The 18,156-nt window shown below is 40.1% G+C and carries 16 protein-coding genes and 1 riboswitch; of the genes, 8 read left to right on the top strand and 8 right to left on the bottom strand.

Annotated elements, in window-relative coordinates; all coding sequences use genetic code 11:
* Nucleotides 1-16: 16 nt before the first annotated feature.
* The 5 genes from BBI00_RS01325 to folP form a co-directional block, all read right to left on the bottom strand.
* Nucleotides 17-298 carry an ACT domain-containing protein gene (locus tag BBI00_RS01325; RefSeq protein ID WP_065397071.1) on the bottom strand — a complete coding sequence of 94 codons (282 nt, stop codon included), beginning with the start codon at nucleotides 296-298 and terminating at the stop codon, nucleotides 17-19.
* Between the two features lie 11 nt (nucleotides 299-309).
* Nucleotides 310-2,034: a biosynthetic-type acetolactate synthase large subunit gene (gene ilvB / locus BBI00_RS01320; RefSeq protein WP_065399572.1), complete on the bottom strand. Its 1,725-nt coding sequence runs from the start codon at nucleotides 2,032-2,034 to the stop codon at nucleotides 310-312.
* 10 nt (nucleotides 2,035-2,044) lie between these two features.
* Nucleotides 2,045-3,724 (bottom strand): dihydroxy-acid dehydratase, encoded by a 1,680-nt coding sequence (gene ilvD, locus BBI00_RS01315; RefSeq protein WP_185116311.1) that lies wholly within the window; start codon nucleotides 3,722-3,724, stop codon nucleotides 2,045-2,047.
* Between the two features lie 179 nt (nucleotides 3,725-3,903).
* Entirely contained in the window at nucleotides 3,904-4,776 is an 873-nt protein-coding gene (ilvE, locus tag BBI00_RS01310; RefSeq protein ID WP_065397069.1) for a branched-chain-amino-acid transaminase, read from the bottom strand.
* 365 nt (nucleotides 4,777-5,141) lie between these two features.
* On the bottom strand, nucleotides 5,142-6,008 hold the full coding sequence (gene folP / locus BBI00_RS01305; RefSeq protein WP_065397068.1) for a dihydropteroate synthase: 867 nt from the start codon (nucleotides 6,006-6,008) through the stop codon (nucleotides 5,142-5,144).
* 291 nt (nucleotides 6,009-6,299) lie between these two features.
* On the opposite strand from folP, the gene BBI00_RS01300 reads away from it, so the two are divergent.
* The 7 genes from BBI00_RS01300 (at nucleotide 6,300) to BBI00_RS01270 (ending at nucleotide 12,058) form a co-directional block, all read left to right on the top strand.
* A complete protein-coding gene (locus BBI00_RS01300) occupies nucleotides 6,300-6,866 on the top strand; it encodes a DUF1599 domain-containing protein (protein WP_065397067.1) in 567 nt (188 codons plus the stop codon).
* Nucleotide 6,867: 1 nt separating this feature from the next.
* Entirely contained in the window at nucleotides 6,868-7,977 is a 1,110-nt protein-coding gene (locus BBI00_RS01295) for a BT_3928 family protein (protein WP_065397066.1), read from the top strand.
* Nucleotides 7,978-8,059: 82 nt separating this feature from the next.
* Nucleotides 8,060-8,410, top strand: coding sequence for a TerB family tellurite resistance protein (locus BBI00_RS01290; RefSeq protein ID WP_065397065.1), 351 nt, complete (start codon nucleotides 8,060-8,062; stop codon nucleotides 8,408-8,410).
* Between the two features lie 24 nt (nucleotides 8,411-8,434).
* Nucleotides 8,435-10,561 carry a S9 family peptidase gene (locus BBI00_RS01285; protein ID WP_065397064.1) on the top strand — a complete coding sequence of 709 codons (2,127 nt, stop codon included), beginning with the start codon at nucleotides 8,435-8,437 and terminating at the stop codon, nucleotides 10,559-10,561.
* A 3-nt stretch (nucleotides 10,562-10,564) separates the two neighbouring features.
* Nucleotides 10,565-10,969, top strand: coding sequence for a hypothetical protein (locus BBI00_RS01280; protein ID WP_065397063.1), 405 nt, complete (start codon nucleotides 10,565-10,567; stop codon nucleotides 10,967-10,969).
* Nucleotides 10,970-10,982: 13 nt separating this feature from the next.
* Nucleotides 10,983-11,744: a triose-phosphate isomerase gene (gene tpiA, locus BBI00_RS01275; RefSeq protein WP_065397062.1), complete on the top strand. Its 762-nt coding sequence runs from the start codon at nucleotides 10,983-10,985 to the stop codon at nucleotides 11,742-11,744.
* 14 nt (nucleotides 11,745-11,758) lie between these two features.
* Nucleotides 11,759-12,058 carry a hypothetical protein gene (locus tag BBI00_RS01270; RefSeq protein ID WP_065397061.1) on the top strand — a complete coding sequence of 100 codons (300 nt, stop codon included), beginning with the start codon at nucleotides 11,759-11,761 and terminating at the stop codon, nucleotides 12,056-12,058.
* Between the two features lie 47 nt (nucleotides 12,059-12,105).
* Here BBI00_RS01270 and BBI00_RS01265 read toward each other — a convergent pair whose 3' ends face one another.
* Complete coding sequence (locus tag BBI00_RS01265; RefSeq protein WP_065397060.1) at nucleotides 12,106-13,374, bottom strand: esterase-like activity of phytase family protein; 1,269 nt, start codon at nucleotides 13,372-13,374, stop codon at nucleotides 12,106-12,108.
* A 258-nt stretch (nucleotides 13,375-13,632) separates the two neighbouring features.
* Nucleotides 13,633-13,820, top strand: a riboswitch (cobalamin riboswitch).
* Nucleotides 13,821-13,891: 71 nt separating this feature from the next.
* Between BBI00_RS01265 and BBI00_RS01260 the strand changes: the two genes are divergently transcribed.
* On the top strand, nucleotides 13,892-15,004 hold the full coding sequence (locus tag BBI00_RS01260; RefSeq protein WP_083988395.1) for a T9SS type A sorting domain-containing protein: 1,113 nt from the start codon (nucleotides 13,892-13,894) through the stop codon (nucleotides 15,002-15,004).
* A gap of 197 nt (nucleotides 15,005-15,201) precedes the next feature.
* Here the strand turns inward: BBI00_RS01260 and clpP are convergent, their stop codons facing one another.
* Together clpP and dnaG are read right to left on the bottom strand one after the other, a co-directional pair.
* Entirely contained in the window at nucleotides 15,202-15,888 is a 687-nt protein-coding gene (clpP, locus tag BBI00_RS01255; RefSeq protein WP_065397058.1) for an ATP-dependent Clp endopeptidase proteolytic subunit ClpP, read from the bottom strand.
* 113 nt (nucleotides 15,889-16,001) lie between these two features.
* The gene (gene dnaG, locus BBI00_RS01250) at nucleotides 16,002-17,987 is read right to left on the bottom strand and encodes a DNA primase (RefSeq protein ID WP_065397057.1); all 1,986 of its coding nucleotides are present in this window, start codon (nucleotides 17,985-17,987) and stop codon (nucleotides 16,002-16,004) included.
* Nucleotides 17,988-18,156 lie beyond the last annotated feature (169 nt).

Raw genomic sequence — 18,156 nt, 5'->3', positions numbered from 1 at the left:
TGATTTAACTGTATTGTTAGTTGGCAAACTCTATTGCCGTGAAATATGGATTTTTATGATAATGCACTTCCAGTACATCCACCTGTTTTTCCATTTGTCTGGTAATTTTCTGTACCGATTCTTCCGTTTCCCGGATCACGATGACAAATTTTTTCACACGTTCCGTTTCAGAAGGTCCCACATTAAAGGTCACCATGGAAATTCTTCTTCTTGAAAAAATGGCATTGATCCTGCTGATCAGTCCTAGATAGTCTTCTGTATAAGCCGTAATGGTATATTCTTTATGTTCTGTTCTCATCTTTTTATTTTTTACAATTTATTATTCAGCACAATCTCTGAAACACTTTTCCCCTGTGGGATCATGGGAAATACATTATGCTCTTTTCCGGTCATCACCTCAAGAAGAAAAGCTCCTTTATGATCCAGCATTCTGTGCAGGGCAGTGTCAAGATCTTCCCGTTCGGATACCCTGCATCCTTCAATTCCATATCCTTTAGCTACCTGTACAAAATCCGGACTCTGAATATCTACAGACGAATATCTTTCCTCGTGGAACAGTTCCTGCCATTGCCTTACCATGCCCAGATAACAATTGTTGAGAATCAAGATCTTAACATCGGGACGGTACTGCATAATGGTTCCCAGCTCCTGTATATTCATCTGCGCTCCTCCATCACCCATTACAGCAATCACTTTACGGCCGGTTTCCGCATACGAGGCTCCTATTGCTGCCGGAAGACAGAATCCCATTGTACCTAATCCGCCGCTTGTCACATTGGTTCGGGAATGTTTGAAGCTTGAATACCTGCAGGTAGCCATCTGGTGCTGGCCTACATCCGTTACAATCACGGCTTCCCCGTCTGTGATATCATTAAGGCGCCGGATCACTTCACCCATTGTAATTTCTCCTTCCAGCGGATATAATTCTTTCCTGATGAGCGTGCTGTCTTCAATTTCGAAACAGTAGGTAAACTTCTTATGCCATCCGGAGTGATCTCTTTTCTCAATCAAATCCGTAAGGAGCGGAAGCGTTTCTTTACAGTTTCCCAGTACCGGAATATCTGCCTTTACGTTTTTATCAATCTCTGCCCTGTCAATATCCAGGTGAACGATTTTTGCCTGCTTCGCATACTGGTCCAGCTTTCCTGTCACCCTGTCATCAAAGCGCATCCCGACAGCAATCAGGACATCACATTCATTGGTAAGAACATTCGGTCCGTAATTTCCATGCATTCCTACCATTCCTACGGCTTGCGGATGACCGGTAGGAATGGCACTCATTCCTAAAACCGTCCAGGCAACCGGAATTCCTGATTTCTCGGCAAAATTCAAAAACTCTTTTTCTGCTTTTCCCAGCATAATTCCCTGTCCGGCAATCACAAAAGGTTTCTCTGCATAATTAATCAGAGCGGCGGCTTTTTCGATATTTTCCATATCAGGTTTGGGATCGGGATTATAGCTCCTTAATGAGTAGCATGGGGAATATCCTCTGAACAGAATATGCTGTAACTGGGCATTTTTGGTAACATCAATAAGCACAGGTCCCGGACGTCCTGATTTTGCAATGTAGAACGCTTTTGCCAGCACTTCGGGAAGCTCATGGGCATCTGTAACCTGGTAATTCCATTTGGTGACAGGGCTTGTAATATTCATCACATCAATCTCCTGAAAGGCATCGGTACCCAAAAGGTGCTCAAAGACCTGACCTGTGATGCATACCAAAGGGGTATTGTCCAGTAAGGCATCTGCAAGACCTGTTACCAGATTGGTTGCTCCCGGCCCGCTGGTTGCCAGTACAACGCCTACTTCGCCCGAAACTCTCGCAAGTCCTTGTGCAGCGTGTACTGCTGCCTGCTCATGGCGGACCAGAATATGTTCCAGCTGCTCCTTATAGTCATACAATGCATCATAAATGGGAATGATGGCTCCTCCCGGATACCCGAAAACCGTTTTTACACCTTCCTGAATAAAAGCTTCCAGAATGATCCGGCTTCCGCTAAGTTCTGTTTCATTAGATCTGTTTAAATGCTCCATGATATTGTGATTATGAGATTTCATCCGTTACACAGCCTTCAGCAGCTGATGATACGGTTAATGCATATTTATAGAGTAATCCTTTCTGTACTTTCAGTGAAGGTTTTTGCCAGCCCTGTTTTCGTTTTTTGATTTCTTCTTCTGAAACTTTAAGCTGTATGGTATTGTTGACAGCATCTATTTCGATAAGGTCATCATTTTCTACAAAAGCAATCAAGCCTCCTTCATAAGCTTCAGGGCTGATATGTCCCACTACGAAGCCATGGGTTCCTCCACTGAACCGGCCATCTGTGATCAGGGCAACACTGCTTCCCAGCCCTGCTCCTATCAAAGCGCTGGTAGGTTTCAGCATTTCCGGCATTCCCGGAGCTCCTTTCGGGCCTTCATTGCGGATGACAATGACGTCACCTTTCTGTACGGTTCCATCCTGAATTCCCCTGATGAGATTTTTCTCGCCGTCAAATACCCGGGCTTTTCCGGCAAAACGTTCTCCTTCTTTCCCTGTAATTTTAGCTACACTTCCTTTTTCGGCAAGATTGCCATACAGTATTCTCAAATGTCCGGTCTCTTTTACCGGCTCTGAAAGAGGTTTTATAATTTTCTGCGTATTGAAATCCAGATCCGGAACATTTTCCAGATTTTCTGCCAATGTTTTTCCTGTCACTGTAAGGCATTCACCGTGCAGAAGTCCTTCCTGTAAAAGGTATTTCATCACCGCAGGGGTTCCACCATGCTCATGAAGGTCCTGCATCAGGTATTTTCCGCTGGGTTTAAGATCTGCCAGAACCGGTGTACAGTCGCTCATCTTTTGAAAATCATCCTGGGTAACCTGTACTCCTACACTTTTAGCCATCGCTATAAAATGCAGGACAGCATTGGTACTTCCTCCGAGGATTACAATCAGCCGTAATGCATTTTCAAAAGCTTTACGGGTCATGATATCGGAGGGTTTGATATCTTTTTCCAATAATATTTTCAAGTATTTTCCTGCTTCATGGCATTCTTCCTGTTTTTCTTTGCTTAAAGCAGGATTGGAAGAGGAATATGGCAGACTCATCCCCAACGCTTCTATTGCTGAAGCCATTGTATTGGCAGTGTACATTCCGCCACAGGCTCCTGCACCCGGGCATGAATTTTTTACAACGCCATCAAAATCTTCCTCAGAAATCTCGCCCGCGATTTTTTTACCTAAAGCTTCAAAAGCAGAAACAATATTGAGCTGTTCTCCTTTATAGCATCCCGGAGCAATGGTTCCGCCATATACCATGATGGAAGGTCTGTTCAGTCTTCCCATGGCCATAATGGTTCCCGGCATATTTTTGTCACATCCCGGCAGTGCGATAAGACCGTCGTAGTATTGTGCTCCGCAGATCGCTTCAATGCTGTCGGCGATCACATCACGGCTTACTAAAGAATAGCGCATTCCTTCTGTCCCGTTGCTCATCCCGTCACTTACACCGATTGTATTGAATATCAATCCGGCCAGGCCATGACTCCAGGTTCCTTTTTTGACCATTTTTGCCAGATCGTTAAGATGCATATTACAGGTATTCCCGTCATAGCCCATGCTTGCAATTCCGACCTGGGCTTTATGCATATCTTCTTCTGTAAAACCTATCCCGTATAACATGGCTTTTGCGGCGGGCTGTTCGCTGTTCTGTGTAAATGTTTTTGAATATTTATTTAACATATTATCCTGCATTTGCTTTTCTTTATCCTGTTTTTATAATGAAGTCTTTGCTTAATTCCGACCCAAAACTACAGCTTGTTATATTTTTATCATTTTCAAATTTCCCGAAAACTACAATATCCAACCGTTTGAAAAACAGATTTATTTAATTGAAAATCAATTGTTTAAATTTTTAAAATTTACAATGACAAAACTCTTACTCTTTTCTGATAAGCCTGCTGTACAAGAGCACTTGCGGTATCATCCCAGTTTTTGGTAAAAGGAACATCATCAAGAGAATCCAGGGCAACGATCTCAGCGGCTGTTCCGCAGAAAAATCCTGCATCGGCCCCTCTCATTTCTTCCGGTGAAAAGAACTCTTCTTTTACTGGAATACTCAGCTCGTTACAGATCTCAAAGACCGTCTGCCTCGTGATTCCGGGAAGAATGCTTCCTTTTGCAGGGGTAAACAGCATTCCGTCTTTTTCGTAGAATACATTGGCTCCCGAACTTTCAGCTACATTTCCGTTTTCATCCAGAACAAGGGCTTCGTCATATCCTTTATCTTTAGCATCCTGACAAGCCAGAATGGAATTGACATAGTGCCCGCCTACTTTGGCTTCTACCTTGAAGGCTTTAGGGTTGGGCCGCTGAAAGTCTGAAGTCATGATCTTCATTTTATCGGCGAGATATCCGTTATTCCATTCCCAGGCCAACAGGGAGAGATAAGACTGTTTTCCTTTTGACAGAGACATATTCGGGGAGCAGGTCACCAACGGTCGGATATAGGCATCTGTGAATCCGTTTCGTTCCAAAAGCTCATACGTAAGTTCTGTAAGCTGTTCTACGGAGTAATCGAAAGGGATATGCATCAGTTCTGCTGATCTTTTGAGTCTTTCATAATGTTCTTTTGCTTTAAAGATTGCTGTTCCGTTTTCTGTGCGGTAGGATTTAATGCCTTCAAACACAGAGTATCCGTAGTGGAGTGACTGCCCGTAAAGATCAGTTCCCGCTTCTTTTGCTTTCATAAAGTTTCCGTCAAAATAGATGATCGTGTCGTCGTTGTAATACATGTTATATGGGGGTTAAAATTTAATAAATGGGAATAAAAAAAGCCCTCTCACGCTGTGAGAGGGCTCAATATATGTACAGTCATACACTTTCCTTCTCACAGACGCAAGGGAATAATAATGACGATAATAATTACTGCTAATAACTGATACATATGCTGTACAAATAAAAATTAAAAAAAGCCGCTTCAAAAATGAAACGGCTTATATATAATTTAAATTAAAAATCTATTTTTAAAATGCCGTTTCCTTACTGTTGTAAATGACAACAGCTGCAATAGAAATGACAATAATATTTTTCTGATTCGTAAAATTCATGTTGCAAATGTATAAACTTTTTAATTACTCACAAGTTTTTTTAACACTTTTTATTTTTTTAACAAAAAGTGAGTAAGTGTTTCCTTTGCTTCAGCGACGTCATGAACTCTTAAAATTTTAGCTCCCTGTTCCAATACTTTCAGGTGAAGTTTCTGGGTTTCTTCATTGATATCCAGCGGTGATTTCCCAAGCGGTTTATAGATAAATGATTTTCTTGAAATCCCTATGAGTAAAGGTAATCTTCCAAATCCAAGGTATTCCACTTCACTGATCATTTTCATCTGGTCTTCTACGGTTTTTCCAAAGCCGAAACCGGGGTCAAGAATAATGTCTTTGACTCCTTTTTCCCGAAGCAGATTCACCTTCCCGGAAAAGTAACGATTGACCTCCAGCGTAATGTCTTCAAATTTTATCTTCTCATGCATGGTTTCATAAGACGGATTGATGTGCATAAGGATATAGGGAAGCTTTGTTTCCGCCACTGTATCAAACATTTCCGTATCATACTGCCCCCCTGAAATATCATTAACGATATCGATTCCTTCACTGAACCCAAACCTGACAGTAGCAGCATAAAAAGTATCCAGCGATATCAACGCTTCCGGAAATTCTTTTTTGATTCCGGAAATGACATTTCCAATCCTGTTTATTTCTTCTTCACTGCTGAGAAATTTGGCATGGGGGCGTGTAGACTGCGGACCGATATCAATGATTTCAGCTCCATCTTTCAGAAGTTTTTCGGTCTGCTTCAATGCCGCATTTTCATTATTGAATTTTCCGCCGTCAGAGAAAGAATCGGGAGTAAGGTTGAGAATTCCCATGATCTTTGGAGTGTCTAGCTGTACCAGGCGGCCATTGCAGTTGATTGAATAGGTTGGAGAGTCTGAGTGTGGGAGAGTTGAAGAGTTGGAGAGCATGGGAGTTTATAATTGATGAATGATAATTGATAAATGATTCTGTATTCTGCAAAATTAGTGATTTGTGAGTGTTTAATGAGAAATTAGAAGCTGGAAATTAGAAATGATGGGCGGGAAGTTAGAAGTTAGCACCCCACACTACACCCCGAAATCCAGTCCTCTTTATTCTTCAACCCTCAAACGCTCTTACTTCTTACTCTCCTACTCTCAAGCCCTCTCACTCACAAACTCGCCTCCTCAAATTCAAAAATCTAAAACCGAATTCGTATATTTGGAAGATTAAGAAAATTTATGCTAAAAACATCAGTACAATTCGGGGAAGTTATCAGTCAGTGCCGTGATCTTTTCAGTAAAAAATTACAGGATTACGGTGCGGCATGGAGGGTTTTAAGGCCGAGTTCCATAACGGATCAGATTTACATCAAAGTCAACAGAATCCGTACGCTGCAGATGACCGATAAAAAGATGGTGGATGAAAGTGAAGAAGATGAATTCGTCGCCATTGTCAACTATTCTATCATTGGACTTATTCAGCTTGAAAAGGGGCTTGCCAATGACTTTAATGAAAATAAGGAAGAAATTTTAAGCCTGTACGATAAATATTCCGGTGAAGCCAAGGCTTTAATGGAAAGAAAAAATCATGATTACGGTGAGGCATGGAGGGATATGAGAATTTCATCCATCACAGATCTTATTTATCAAAAAGTACTGAGAACCAAACAGATTGAAGACAACCAGGGGAAAACCATCGTTTCTGAAGGTCTTGATGCCAACTATTTCGATATGCTGAACTATGCCGTTTTCTGTCTGATTAAATTCTCTGAAAAAAACAATCAATTCGAACCCAAAACTATTTAATATGATCAAAGGTTTATTACGCTTTATTATTGCAGTTATTTTCATCCTTTCAGGCTTTGTAAAAGCTGTGGATCTGGTAGGATTTTCTTTCAAAATGGAGGAATATTTTTCTCCTGCGGTCTTTAATATGCCGTTTTTTGAAAAATTTGCCCTGCTGTTTTCAATCATTGTAGTGGTGCTTGAGCTTTTCCTCGGGTTTATGCTGCTGCTGAAATTAAAGCTTAAATTTACCTTATCATTTTTAATCGCTCTCTGTGTATTCTTCGGATTTCTTACTTTTTATTCGGCTTACTTCAATGTGGTAACGGATTGCGGATGTTTCGGCGATGCGATCAAATTCACACCATGGCAGAGCTTTTTCAAAGATGTGGCTCTTTTAGCAGGGCTTATCCTTCTGTTTGTAATGTATAGAAAAGAGTTCCGTAAAAAGGACGAATACGGAGTGAGCAGAAAAGAGTCTTCCAGCAAATTGAAATATGCTCTTCTGGGTATTTTTTCATTGGTCATGATTTACATTATGGCTCAGGGCATTATGCATGAACCGATCATTGATTTCCGTGATTACAAAATAGGAACCGACATCAGAGGAGAAAAGCTGAAAATAAGTAAAAACCCTTCTGAATATAAGACCTTTTATTCTCTGAAAAATCAGAAAACCGGGGAAGTTATCAGAATCAATCAGGATGATTATATCAAAGAAACAAAATACTGGGAAGAAGGATCGCCATGGAAAATTGAAGAAGGAAAAAATGAATCTGTACTGACGAAAGAAGGTTACAAATCTGAGATCGTAAAATTTAAAATTGAAAATCCTTCAGGAATGGAACTTACGGAAGAGATCATTAATGCGCCAAAAGCCGTATTGGTTTTTTCCTACCATCCAAAAGAGGTTCCGGCTGAACTGCTTCAAAAAGTGGAGGCCAAAGTAAACACGCAGAAAGGAGCATTAATCTATGGAATTTCTACAGACCCGAATACTTTTAAAACAATCAAAAATGCCATGATGGACGGAACTGCCATCAAAACAATAGCAAGAAGCAACCCGTTTGTTCTGATCCTGGAAAAGGGTAAAATCATTGACAAGCAGCCTGCTAAAGATTACGTTAAATAATACCGGAACAAAGGCCGGAATATCAATATCAATCCACAGAGCTGATCATCAACGTTAAACACTAAACTTAATTATAATACTTATGCAAAAATCAAATAAATCAATCGCCGGTTATCACTTACTAATGATCCTTTCTTCTGTAGACGGAGAGTTTGCTCCTGAGGAAGGAATGCTTGTACAGCAATATCTGGCCGATGAATTCCCGTTCAGGATGAATCTTGACAATGAGCTTGAAACCCTGGCTCTTTTACAGCCTGAAGAATGGAAAGACCATTTTGAGTTTCATGCAAGATGCTTCCACGAAGATTCTACCGAAGATGAGCGTGTAAAATTTGCAGAATTTGCAAAATCGCTGATCAAAGCAGATCATAAGGTAACGGATGAAGAGCATACATTTTACATTCTTCTTAAAAACCTATGGGGTTTGTCATAAAACCTCAATTCTAATAAAAAAACCATGAAAAAAATTTATCTAGGATTATTAGTAATGAGTGCATCTACATTTCAGTCTCAGCAATTTCCAAACCTGAAGGCTCCTGTTGCAGAAAAGCAGGAACACATTAGAGAAATCCACGGCGATAAGGTCAATGATCCTTATTACTGGATGATTGATTATTTTAAAAAAGGAAAAGACTCTACCAAAGTCGTTGACTATTTAAAGGCCGAAAATTCCTATTGGGAAGGTATGATGAAAGATACTGAACCTTTCAGAGAGAAGCTGTTCCAGGAAATGAAGGCCAGAATCAAGGAAAAGGATGAGTCTGTGCCTGTTTTCAAAAACGGTTATCATTACTACAGCCGTACAGAAGCAGGAAAACAGTATTTTAAATATTGTAGAAAAAAAGGCAGCCTTACTGCTCCGGAAGAAGTACTTCTGGATGTAGACAAGATGGCGGAAGGACATCCTTATTATGCCGCAGCAGGCTTCAGCATAAGCCCTGACAATACTAAAATGATCTACGGAGTGGATGATGTTTCGAGAAGGCAGTACAAGCTATTCTTAAAAGATCTTTCTACCGGAAAAACAACTGATCTCGGGATAAAAAATACAACAGGTTCTGCAACATGGGCCAACGATAACAAAACAATTTTCTATACCTCCAAAAATCCTGAAACCCTTTTAACGGAAAAGATCTTCAGACATACACTGGGAACAGATTCCGCAAAAGATGTTCTGGTATATGAGGAAAAGGATAAAACCAACTATATTGGTGTAGGAAAGACCAAAAACAACAAGTTTATCCTGATCGAATCCAGTGCTACCACTTCTTCTGAAACAAGGTATCTGGATGCCAATGATCCCAATGGAAACTTCAAAGTTTTCCAGCCCAGAATAAAGAACGTATTGTATAACGTGACTTCTCTGGAAGATAAATTTTTGGTAACGACCAATAAGGATGCCCTCAACTTCAAAGTGGTGGAGGTTCCTTTGGATAAAACCGGCATCGAAAACTGGAAAGATTTTATCCCGCACAGAAAAGATGTGCTGATGGAGGATGTTTCTGCATTCAAAAACTATCTTGTTTTCAGCGAAAGACAGAACGGACTGACCCAGCTGGTGATCTATGACAGACAAACAGGAAAAAAAGAGTTCCTGAAGTTTGATGAAGCCGCTTATACGGTTTATCCGTCAGCAAATCCTGAATACAATACTGATAATTTCCGTTTCGGATATACTTCCATGATTACTCCAGGTTCTCAGTATGAACAGGATTTAAAGACCGGAAAAAGAACATTATTAAAGCAGCAGGAAGTTCTGGGAGGGTATCAGAAAGACGATTATACCACTGAAAGGCTTTTTGCCACTGCAAAGGACGGTACCAGAATTCCGATTTCCATTGTTTATAAAAAAGGGTTTAAAAAGGATGGTAAAAATCCATTGCTTCTTTATGCATACGGCTCCTACGGAAGTTCTATGGATGCAACTTTCAGCAGTAACAGGCTGAGTCTTCTCGACAGAGGTTTTGCCTATGCTATTGCTCATATCCGTGGCGGACAGGAAATGGGCAGACAATGGTATGAGGACGGTAAAATGATGAAAAAGAAAAATACGTTTACCGATTTCATTGATGCCGGAGAATATCTGGTAAAAGAAAAATATACCTCTCCAAAGCATCTGTATGCCCAGGGAGGAAGTGCCGGCGGATTACTGATGGGTGCCATAGCCAATATGAGCCCTGAGCTGTGGAACGGAGTGATCTCTCAGGTACCTTTCGTAGATGTTGTCAATACCATGCTGGATACAAGTATTCCGCTTACGACCAATGAATATGACGAATGGGGAAATCCGAATAATAAAGAGGCCTATTTCTATATGAAATCTTATTCGCCCTACGAAAATATAGAAAAGAAAAACTATCCTAACCTACTGGTAACAACAGGTCTTCATGATTCTCAGGTACAGTATTTCGAGCCTGCAAAATGGGTGGCGAAACTGAGAGATATGAAAACGGATAAAAATGTATTATTGCTAAAAACCGATATGGACTACGGTCATGGCGGTGCTTCCGGAAGGTTTGATTACCTGAAGGATATCGCATTGGTATATGCATTCATGTTTAAACTGGAAGGAATTAATAAATAATCTATGAAAAAATTACTTGTTTTATCCCTGTTTTCTATAGCAGCAGGGTTAACAGCTCAAAAAAAGGAATATGATCCAAAAGTCATGGGATGTTACAAAGGCTCTGAAGTCAATCAGCAGATGGAAGGAGTTTCAAAATATTGGGTATCATGCAGGCTGGAAAAAGGTAAAAGCATTCTGATGTTTGTTGCCATCAACGCAGACGGCAGTGTGGTACAGGAAACGGAAAACGGCAGCTGGTGGACTCAAAACGGGAAATATTATGAACTTCATAAAACAGATAATGTGACAGACATTTATAATTATGAAGTACTGGCTAATGGTGATGTGAAATTTCAATCTGTCGAAATGATGGGAAAAAAGGACAACACCTATGTTTTTACTGACACAAAAATAAACGAAGATTAAATAAGAAATAATTATGAGAAGAAAAATAGTTGCAGGCAACTGGAAAATGAACAAAAATGTAATTGATGCACAACAATTGATGATTCAGTTACTAAGCTATAAAAACAACACTTCTACCAACTGCGAGGTTTGGATCGCTCCCCCGTCTCTGTATCTGATGATGGCCAAAGATATCTTTGAAAAGGATGAGATCGGAGTATTTTCCCAGGATATGAGCGAGCATGAAAGCGGTGCTTACACCGGAGAAATTTCTGCAGATATGTTAGAGTCTATCGACGCAACAGGTTCACTGATCGGTCACTCTGAGAGAAGACAATACCACGGTGAAACAGATGCCCAGTGTAACAAAAAGATTAAGCTGGCATTGGATAAGGGGCTTATTCCTGTCTATTGTAACGGGGAAACTCTTGATCAAAGAAAGGCCGGACAGCACCTTGAAGTGGTAAAAAGCCAGACAGAAGAAGCTCTTTTCACTCTTTCTGCTGAAGAGATCAGAAAAGTGGTAATCGCCTACGAACCGGTTTGGGCTATCGGAACCGGAGAAACGGCAACACCGGAGCAGGCTCAGGAAATTCATGCACACATCAGAAATATTATTGCGGCAAAATACGGTCAGGAAACGGCAGATGAAGTTTCAATCCTTTACGGTGGATCTGTAAAGCCGGACAATGCAAAAGAGATCTTCTCCCAGCCTGATATTGACGGAGGGCTTATTGGAGGTGCTGCTTTAAAATTAGAAGACTTCTCGAAGATCATTGAAGCTTTTAACTCATAAAGACTTTCCATCGGATGAACATAAAAAGATTCAGTATAATATTCTTCGGACTTCTTTTATTTGATTTGATTTATGTCTTTATCTATGATCAGTTTATGATAGGTTTAAAGCCTGAGTTCCTGAATTATCCATTGGCCCTGATCAAGGTTCTGGCGCTATTTCCGGCAGTTCTGTTTAATAAATCGCTGCCCTTCTATGCTCTTATCCCCACTTATCAGGCGATATTGATATTTATAGGGAACGTTTTGGTACAGGCATTTTTAATGTACAGATTCCTCTTTGGAGGAGTAAGAAATAAAAAAGACTATCAATAAAAAACGGCGGAATCTTCGATTCCGCCGTTTCCGTTAAAAAAATCTAATTATTGAATATCGACTACATACATTGTTCCTTTATCCACCTTTCCTGTTTTAGGCAGAATTTTTGCTTTGGGATTTCCGTTTCCATCATCTACAACTCCGAAATCATCATCATTGAAAACCGCCAGTTTATTGTTTCCTAAATAAACAATTCCTTCAAATTTATCATGCTCATACCCTAACTTTTTAACCAGATCCACGGCCAGGGTTTTGGAAACAGGTTTTATTCCGGCATTGGTAATTTCATCCCATGAGCATTGCTCCAGAGCCTTTCCGTTTATTTCTTTTCCGTTCACAGCATTGATGTCAGTCCCGTTTACATCTGTGGCATTGGCAAGGTTGATTCTGTATACTTTTTTGATTCCTCCCTGTGAACCGAAATTTCCATCCCTTTCGATCACTAAAAATTCAGTATTGCTCAGTGCGGTAATATCACAAACGGAATCGGAAGCTCCACCATCCTGTTTATATAGAAACTGTCTGGTCTGCCCGGTACTGATATCAAATGTCACAATTCTTATCAGGGTTGTATTGGTTGCCAACGCTTTAGTAGGGACAAACATCATCGATTGCATGGTACCTACCAGGGTTTTTCCATCCGGTGTCATACAAAGACCTTCCATTCCTCTGTTGGCTCTTCTTTTGGCTAAAACTGCAGGTAATTTTCTCGGGCCTGTATTTACCCCAACCGGACTTATTCTTTCCAGTTCAATCCCGTCAGCATTGTAATGTACAATATGAGGGCCATATTCGTCAGAAACCCAGAATGTACCATCCGGTGCAGCAACAATACTTTCACTGTCCAATCCGTATTTATCCGTACCCAGAACATTTCCGGAAGCATCATAAGGAACTTCTCCTGTACTGCCCATTCCCACAGGGTTCGGAAGCCCAGTAATAGGCTGTCCTCCCGGGTTTTTAAGTTTAATATATTTAATAACCTCCACATTCCCGTCTGCATTGATCTTAAAATGCATAATGGTTGGCGTGAAATTGGGTGTCAGGAATTTTTTTCCGTTCAGATAATCAGTATTCGGGCCACGGTCTGTAATCACATAAAATTCTCCTTTTCGGGTAGGATGTGCCGCCGCTCCTGAACCAAACCCACCATTGATCACGTCTACTCCATTGATTGTTGCCAATTTGGTAAAAGGAAATTCCTGGGGAAGTCTTGAGTAATTGATATCAGTATCCGGATTGTTTACCGTATCATTGTCGTTACATGATGCCAATGCAGCCAGCATCAAAACAGATAAAAGTAACTTTTTCATATTTTCTTTTATGGCTGCGAAAGTATAAATTGATTATAAACTGATCTTGAATACAATGATAATTGTACTTTAACAATAGAGCCTGCAAAATGAATTCAACATCAACAATAATAACCGGTATCAGAATCCGGAAATAAAAACACAATATCAAATTCCTTATTAATTTAAAAAATACAGCACTATAAATGCTTATTATAATTTTCTACAACAGGAAACGGATCAATAATTCACAAAAGGAGTACCAAAAATTTATATGATATATTTGCGGCGTTTTAAGGTTGAACACTGTTCATTAATAGGGAATCAAGTGAGAATATTATTCAATTCTTGAGCTGTACCCGCAACTGTAAACCGTTTCACCTCTAGCATTTTTGCCACTGGATCAATTTCCGGGAAGGCTGCTAAAGGATGTGAGCCAGGAGACCTGCCTTAGGACACTGTTTAAAATCCGGGGAACAAAGACAGGTTCTTTTTTCTGCCATAAGTTTCGGGAATAAAACTTTAATTTAATAATATCATGAGAAAAATCTATTTTTTTTTCTTACTGCTTTGTATGCAGTTGTTGTCGGCCCAGTTTACAGAAAACGACATTAAATTCTGGGTAGGAACCGGTTCTAAAAAGGCTTATTTCATTGCCGATTTCAATGACGATACAACCCCCAATTCTTATGCATGGGGATATCGCTTTGATGCTGATAATTTAAAAGCAGAAGATATGATGAATGCTATTATATCAGCAGAACCTAACATGGAAGCTGATATTTTATCAGGGTTTCTCTACAGCTTCAAATACAACCACCATACTCCAGGTACTAATGATTCCTGGATACCCTGGATAGGTTCAGATGCAGAAAATATGTCGAATAACAATAATGGTGCAGGTTATGTTGATTTAATAGACGGATTATGGTTTGGTATTAAATATGGTCTGGATGATATGGATATTCCCCCATCCACCCCTGTCCCTGCCTATAGTTCCCAATGGTATACCTCATCTCAGATCACCAACTGGATCGGAACCGGAACTCATAAAAGCCTTGTCGTTATTGATTTCGGGACAGATAATGCTAACGGCAATGCGCATTCTTTCGTTTTTGGGATCAAATACAACGGTACATTAACCGCTGAGCAGGCTCTACAGTTAATTCAGGCCCAGGCTCCGTATTTTAATTTTACCACAGCTAACAGTCAAATTTCCACCCTGTCATTAAACAGCTTTACCGGAAATTCTTCAGGAACTGACAGCTGGAAAGTATACAAAGGAAAAGATTTATCAAGCTGGCAAACGAAGGATAATCTGTCTCAGGTTCAACTGGCAAACAACGATTGGCTTGGACTGAGCTTTGGAGAAAGAAGACCTTTCACGCCTGCAGAAGCAGCTGATGCAATGCTGGGAGTTTCGGATGTGAATAAGAAAAAATTCAGTATTTATCCTAATCCCGCCAGTGATGTTATTCAGATCGAAACCACTGAAAAGCTTAAGGAGGTGAATATTTATTCTGTAACAGGACAGAAAGTGATGACTTCCCAGATGACTAAAATTGATATTCAATCATTACAGACAGGAATTTATTTCGTTGAGATTAAAACAAATGATCGTTCTACGATACATAAAATTGTTAAAAAATAGGAAATCAGTGTTGTAGCTTTCCCATATTCTGATAATGCAATACCAGCCGGATTCCTACGGAATGACCCAATTGAAATAATGGTTTACCCCAAATGGTCATTCCGTAGGAATCTAAACCTTTAATAACAGAATCAAAATTTTGCAGATCATAAAAAAACCGCACCAGATGGGTGCGGTTTCTGTGATTTTACAATCAATTATTTTTTCTCAGCTGCTCTCTGAAGTACCTCATCTACCATTCCGTAGCCTTTAGCTTCTTCAGAAGTCATCCAGTAATCTCTGTCAGAAGATTTTTCAACCCAATCGTAGGTCTGGCCTGAGTGGTGCGCGATGATTTCATATAGCTCCTGCTTCAGTTTCAACATCTCTCTAAGGTTGATCTCCATGTCAGAAGCAACACCCTGTGCTCCTCCTGAAGGCTGGTGGATCATTACTCTTGAGTGCTTCAGTGCAGAACGTTTTCCTTTTTCACCTGCCACCAGTAGTACTGCTCCCATTGATGCTGCCATCCCTGTACAGATTGTAGCTACATCAGGCTTGATGATCTGCATGGTGTCATAAATACCTAAACCTGCATATACACTACCACCCGGAGAGTTGATATAAATCTGAATATCTTTTGAAGGGTCTGCACTTTCAAGGAATAAAAGCTGTGCCGTAACGATATTCGCTACCTGATCATCAATACCTGTTCCCAGGAAGATAATCCTGTCCATCATCAGACGGGAGAAAACGTCCATCTGAGCAACGTTCAATCTTCTTTCTTCCATGATGTACGGGGTAAGATTCGTTGGGCCATACATTCCCATATACTGATCGGTAACCAGACCGTTGTTTCCTAAATGTTTTACAGAGAAATCTCTGAATTCCTTTTTAATGTCCATATTTCTATTATGTATTATTTTAACAAATATTCTCGAAGTTTAAATTACAATATTTATTCCTAAAATTTTATAGGACTTTTTGTCACAGAATCTTAGAAAACATTGTGCCTGAATTATCTTCTTCTGTCTCTATAGATTCCTTTGATGGGTGAATATTCAATGATATTGTTCAGCCTTATCGAAGCCTGTTTCAGCAGCGTTATTTTTTTTATGAGCTCATAATATTTCAATTCATCAGTATCCCTGTACTGATCGAGCTGTTTATCTGTTTCGGTGATCAGATAATCGATATACCTGTATTTATGCAATAAGACATCACCTTTAATCTGATCTGCCACCTTATCTCCGTAATTGGGCGGATAAATATTTCTGGAAGCCCAGTTTTCCAGTTCATCCAGAGGAATCAATGCATCTACAACCTTTGTGGTAATTTCTTCATCCATAAAAGATACAAAAAAGTTTCCACTTCTCAACTCGTCTTTCTGAATTCCTTCCTTTACCTGATTGATAATAATCTCATTCCCTTTAACTAAAAAAGTATATTCTTCCTCTTCAAAGTGATGAAGAATTTCTTCAATAACTGTTATCTGATATTCTTCATTATTTTCATTTCTCCTTTTAAGAACGATATCCCCGAATGCCAACATATGCTCAACAAGTTTGTTTTCCATAAACAAAACATCAAACAGGAAAGGATCTTCTTTTTCCTTATCCGGAGGAACAATCTCCATTTTCGGGGTTTCCTTCTCTTTTTGCTGCTGCTGAACGTGGTGGGTCTGGTTCTGGGTGATCTGCTTCTGAACATCCAGCTCGTTGAAAAGGCTCTGCTCAGAAAGTCCGAATTTATTGGAAACTTCCTTCAGATAAACTTCTCTTTTCAGTGCATTCTGTACAAAGGAAACCGATTTTACAATATCACGGATGGCTTCTGCCTTTTTGATAGGATCATTGCCTACATCTCTCAACAGGATTTCCGCTTTGAAATCGATGAAGTCCGTCGCTTCGTTTTCGATGTATTTTTCAACGTATTCCTGCGGGTGCTTTCTGGCGAAGGAATCCGGGTCATCCCCGTCAGGGAAAAGCAAAACACGGATGTTCATCCCTTCTGTCAGCAGCATGTCGATACTGCGGAAACTTGCTTTAATTCCGGCATTATCTCCGTCGAAAAGGATGGTTACGTTTTCAGTAAGCCTTTTGATCAGTTTAATCTGCTCGGTGGTAAGGGAGGTTCCCGAACTTGCTACTACGTTTTCGATCCCTGACATATGCAGGGAGATCACATCCATATATCCTTCTACCAAAAGACAGCCGTTCTTTCTTGAAATGGCCTGTTTACTTTGGTTTAAACCATAAAGAACATTGGATTTATGATAGATTTCGGTTTCAGGGGAATTAAGATATTTTGCCGTTTTGACATTGCTCTTCAGTATCCTTGCTCCGAATCCCAATACTCTTCCTGAAAAACTGTGAATCGGGAAAATAACCCTTTCCCGGAAACGGTCTACCCCGGCAGGAGTGTTTTCAGGGAAGATGGAAAGTCCTGATTTTTCAAGTATTTCCTTCGTATACCCTTTCTCCAGCGCATATGCTGTAAAAGCATTCTTTTTCTCCGGAGAATATCCCAACTGGAATTTTCTGATGATATCATCCTTAAGCTCTCTTTCTTTAAAATAAGAAAGTCCTATGCTTCTTCCCTCCTGATCATCCCAAAGTATTTCCTGAAAATAGGTATTGGCCACTTCATGAATTTTATAGAGAAGATCTTTTTCCGTCTGCGCATTTTTGGCCTCTTCGGAAATTTCACGCTGATCTTCTTCAATCTCAATTCCGTATTTCTTAGCGGCGTGGCGAAGCGCTTCAGGATAAGTAAAATTCTCAATTTCCATCAGGAAAGAGATGGCCGTACCTCCTTTTCCGGTAGAGAAATCTTTCCAGATCTGTTTACTTGGTGACACCACAAAACTTGGCGACTTTTCGTCGTGAAAAGGACTGAGCCCTTTGAAATTAGACCCTGCTCTTTTCAACTGCACATATTCACCCACAATCTCTTCTACTCTGATCGTGGAGAATATCTTATCTATGGTCTGTTTGGAAATCATGCTGTAAAATTAAGTATTTATGTACAAATCTGAAGCTTCGGGCAGCAGAATTTAAAACCGGCAAAAACAAAAAAATGAACAAAACCAGCCAATAATCAACAGACAGAAACCTGACCTCATCGCTTTATCAATAAAAAAATCTCCGTAACGGAGATTTTTAAGCGTCAGA

It is taken from the genome of Chryseobacterium arthrosphaerae (assembly GCF_001684965.1).
In the GTDB taxonomy this organism is placed as follows: Bacteria; Bacteroidota; Bacteroidia; order Flavobacteriales; family Weeksellaceae; genus Chryseobacterium; species Chryseobacterium arthrosphaerae.
The sequence above is the reverse complement of the archived record's forward strand: the minus strand, read 5'-3'. Positions and strand labels throughout refer to the sequence as shown.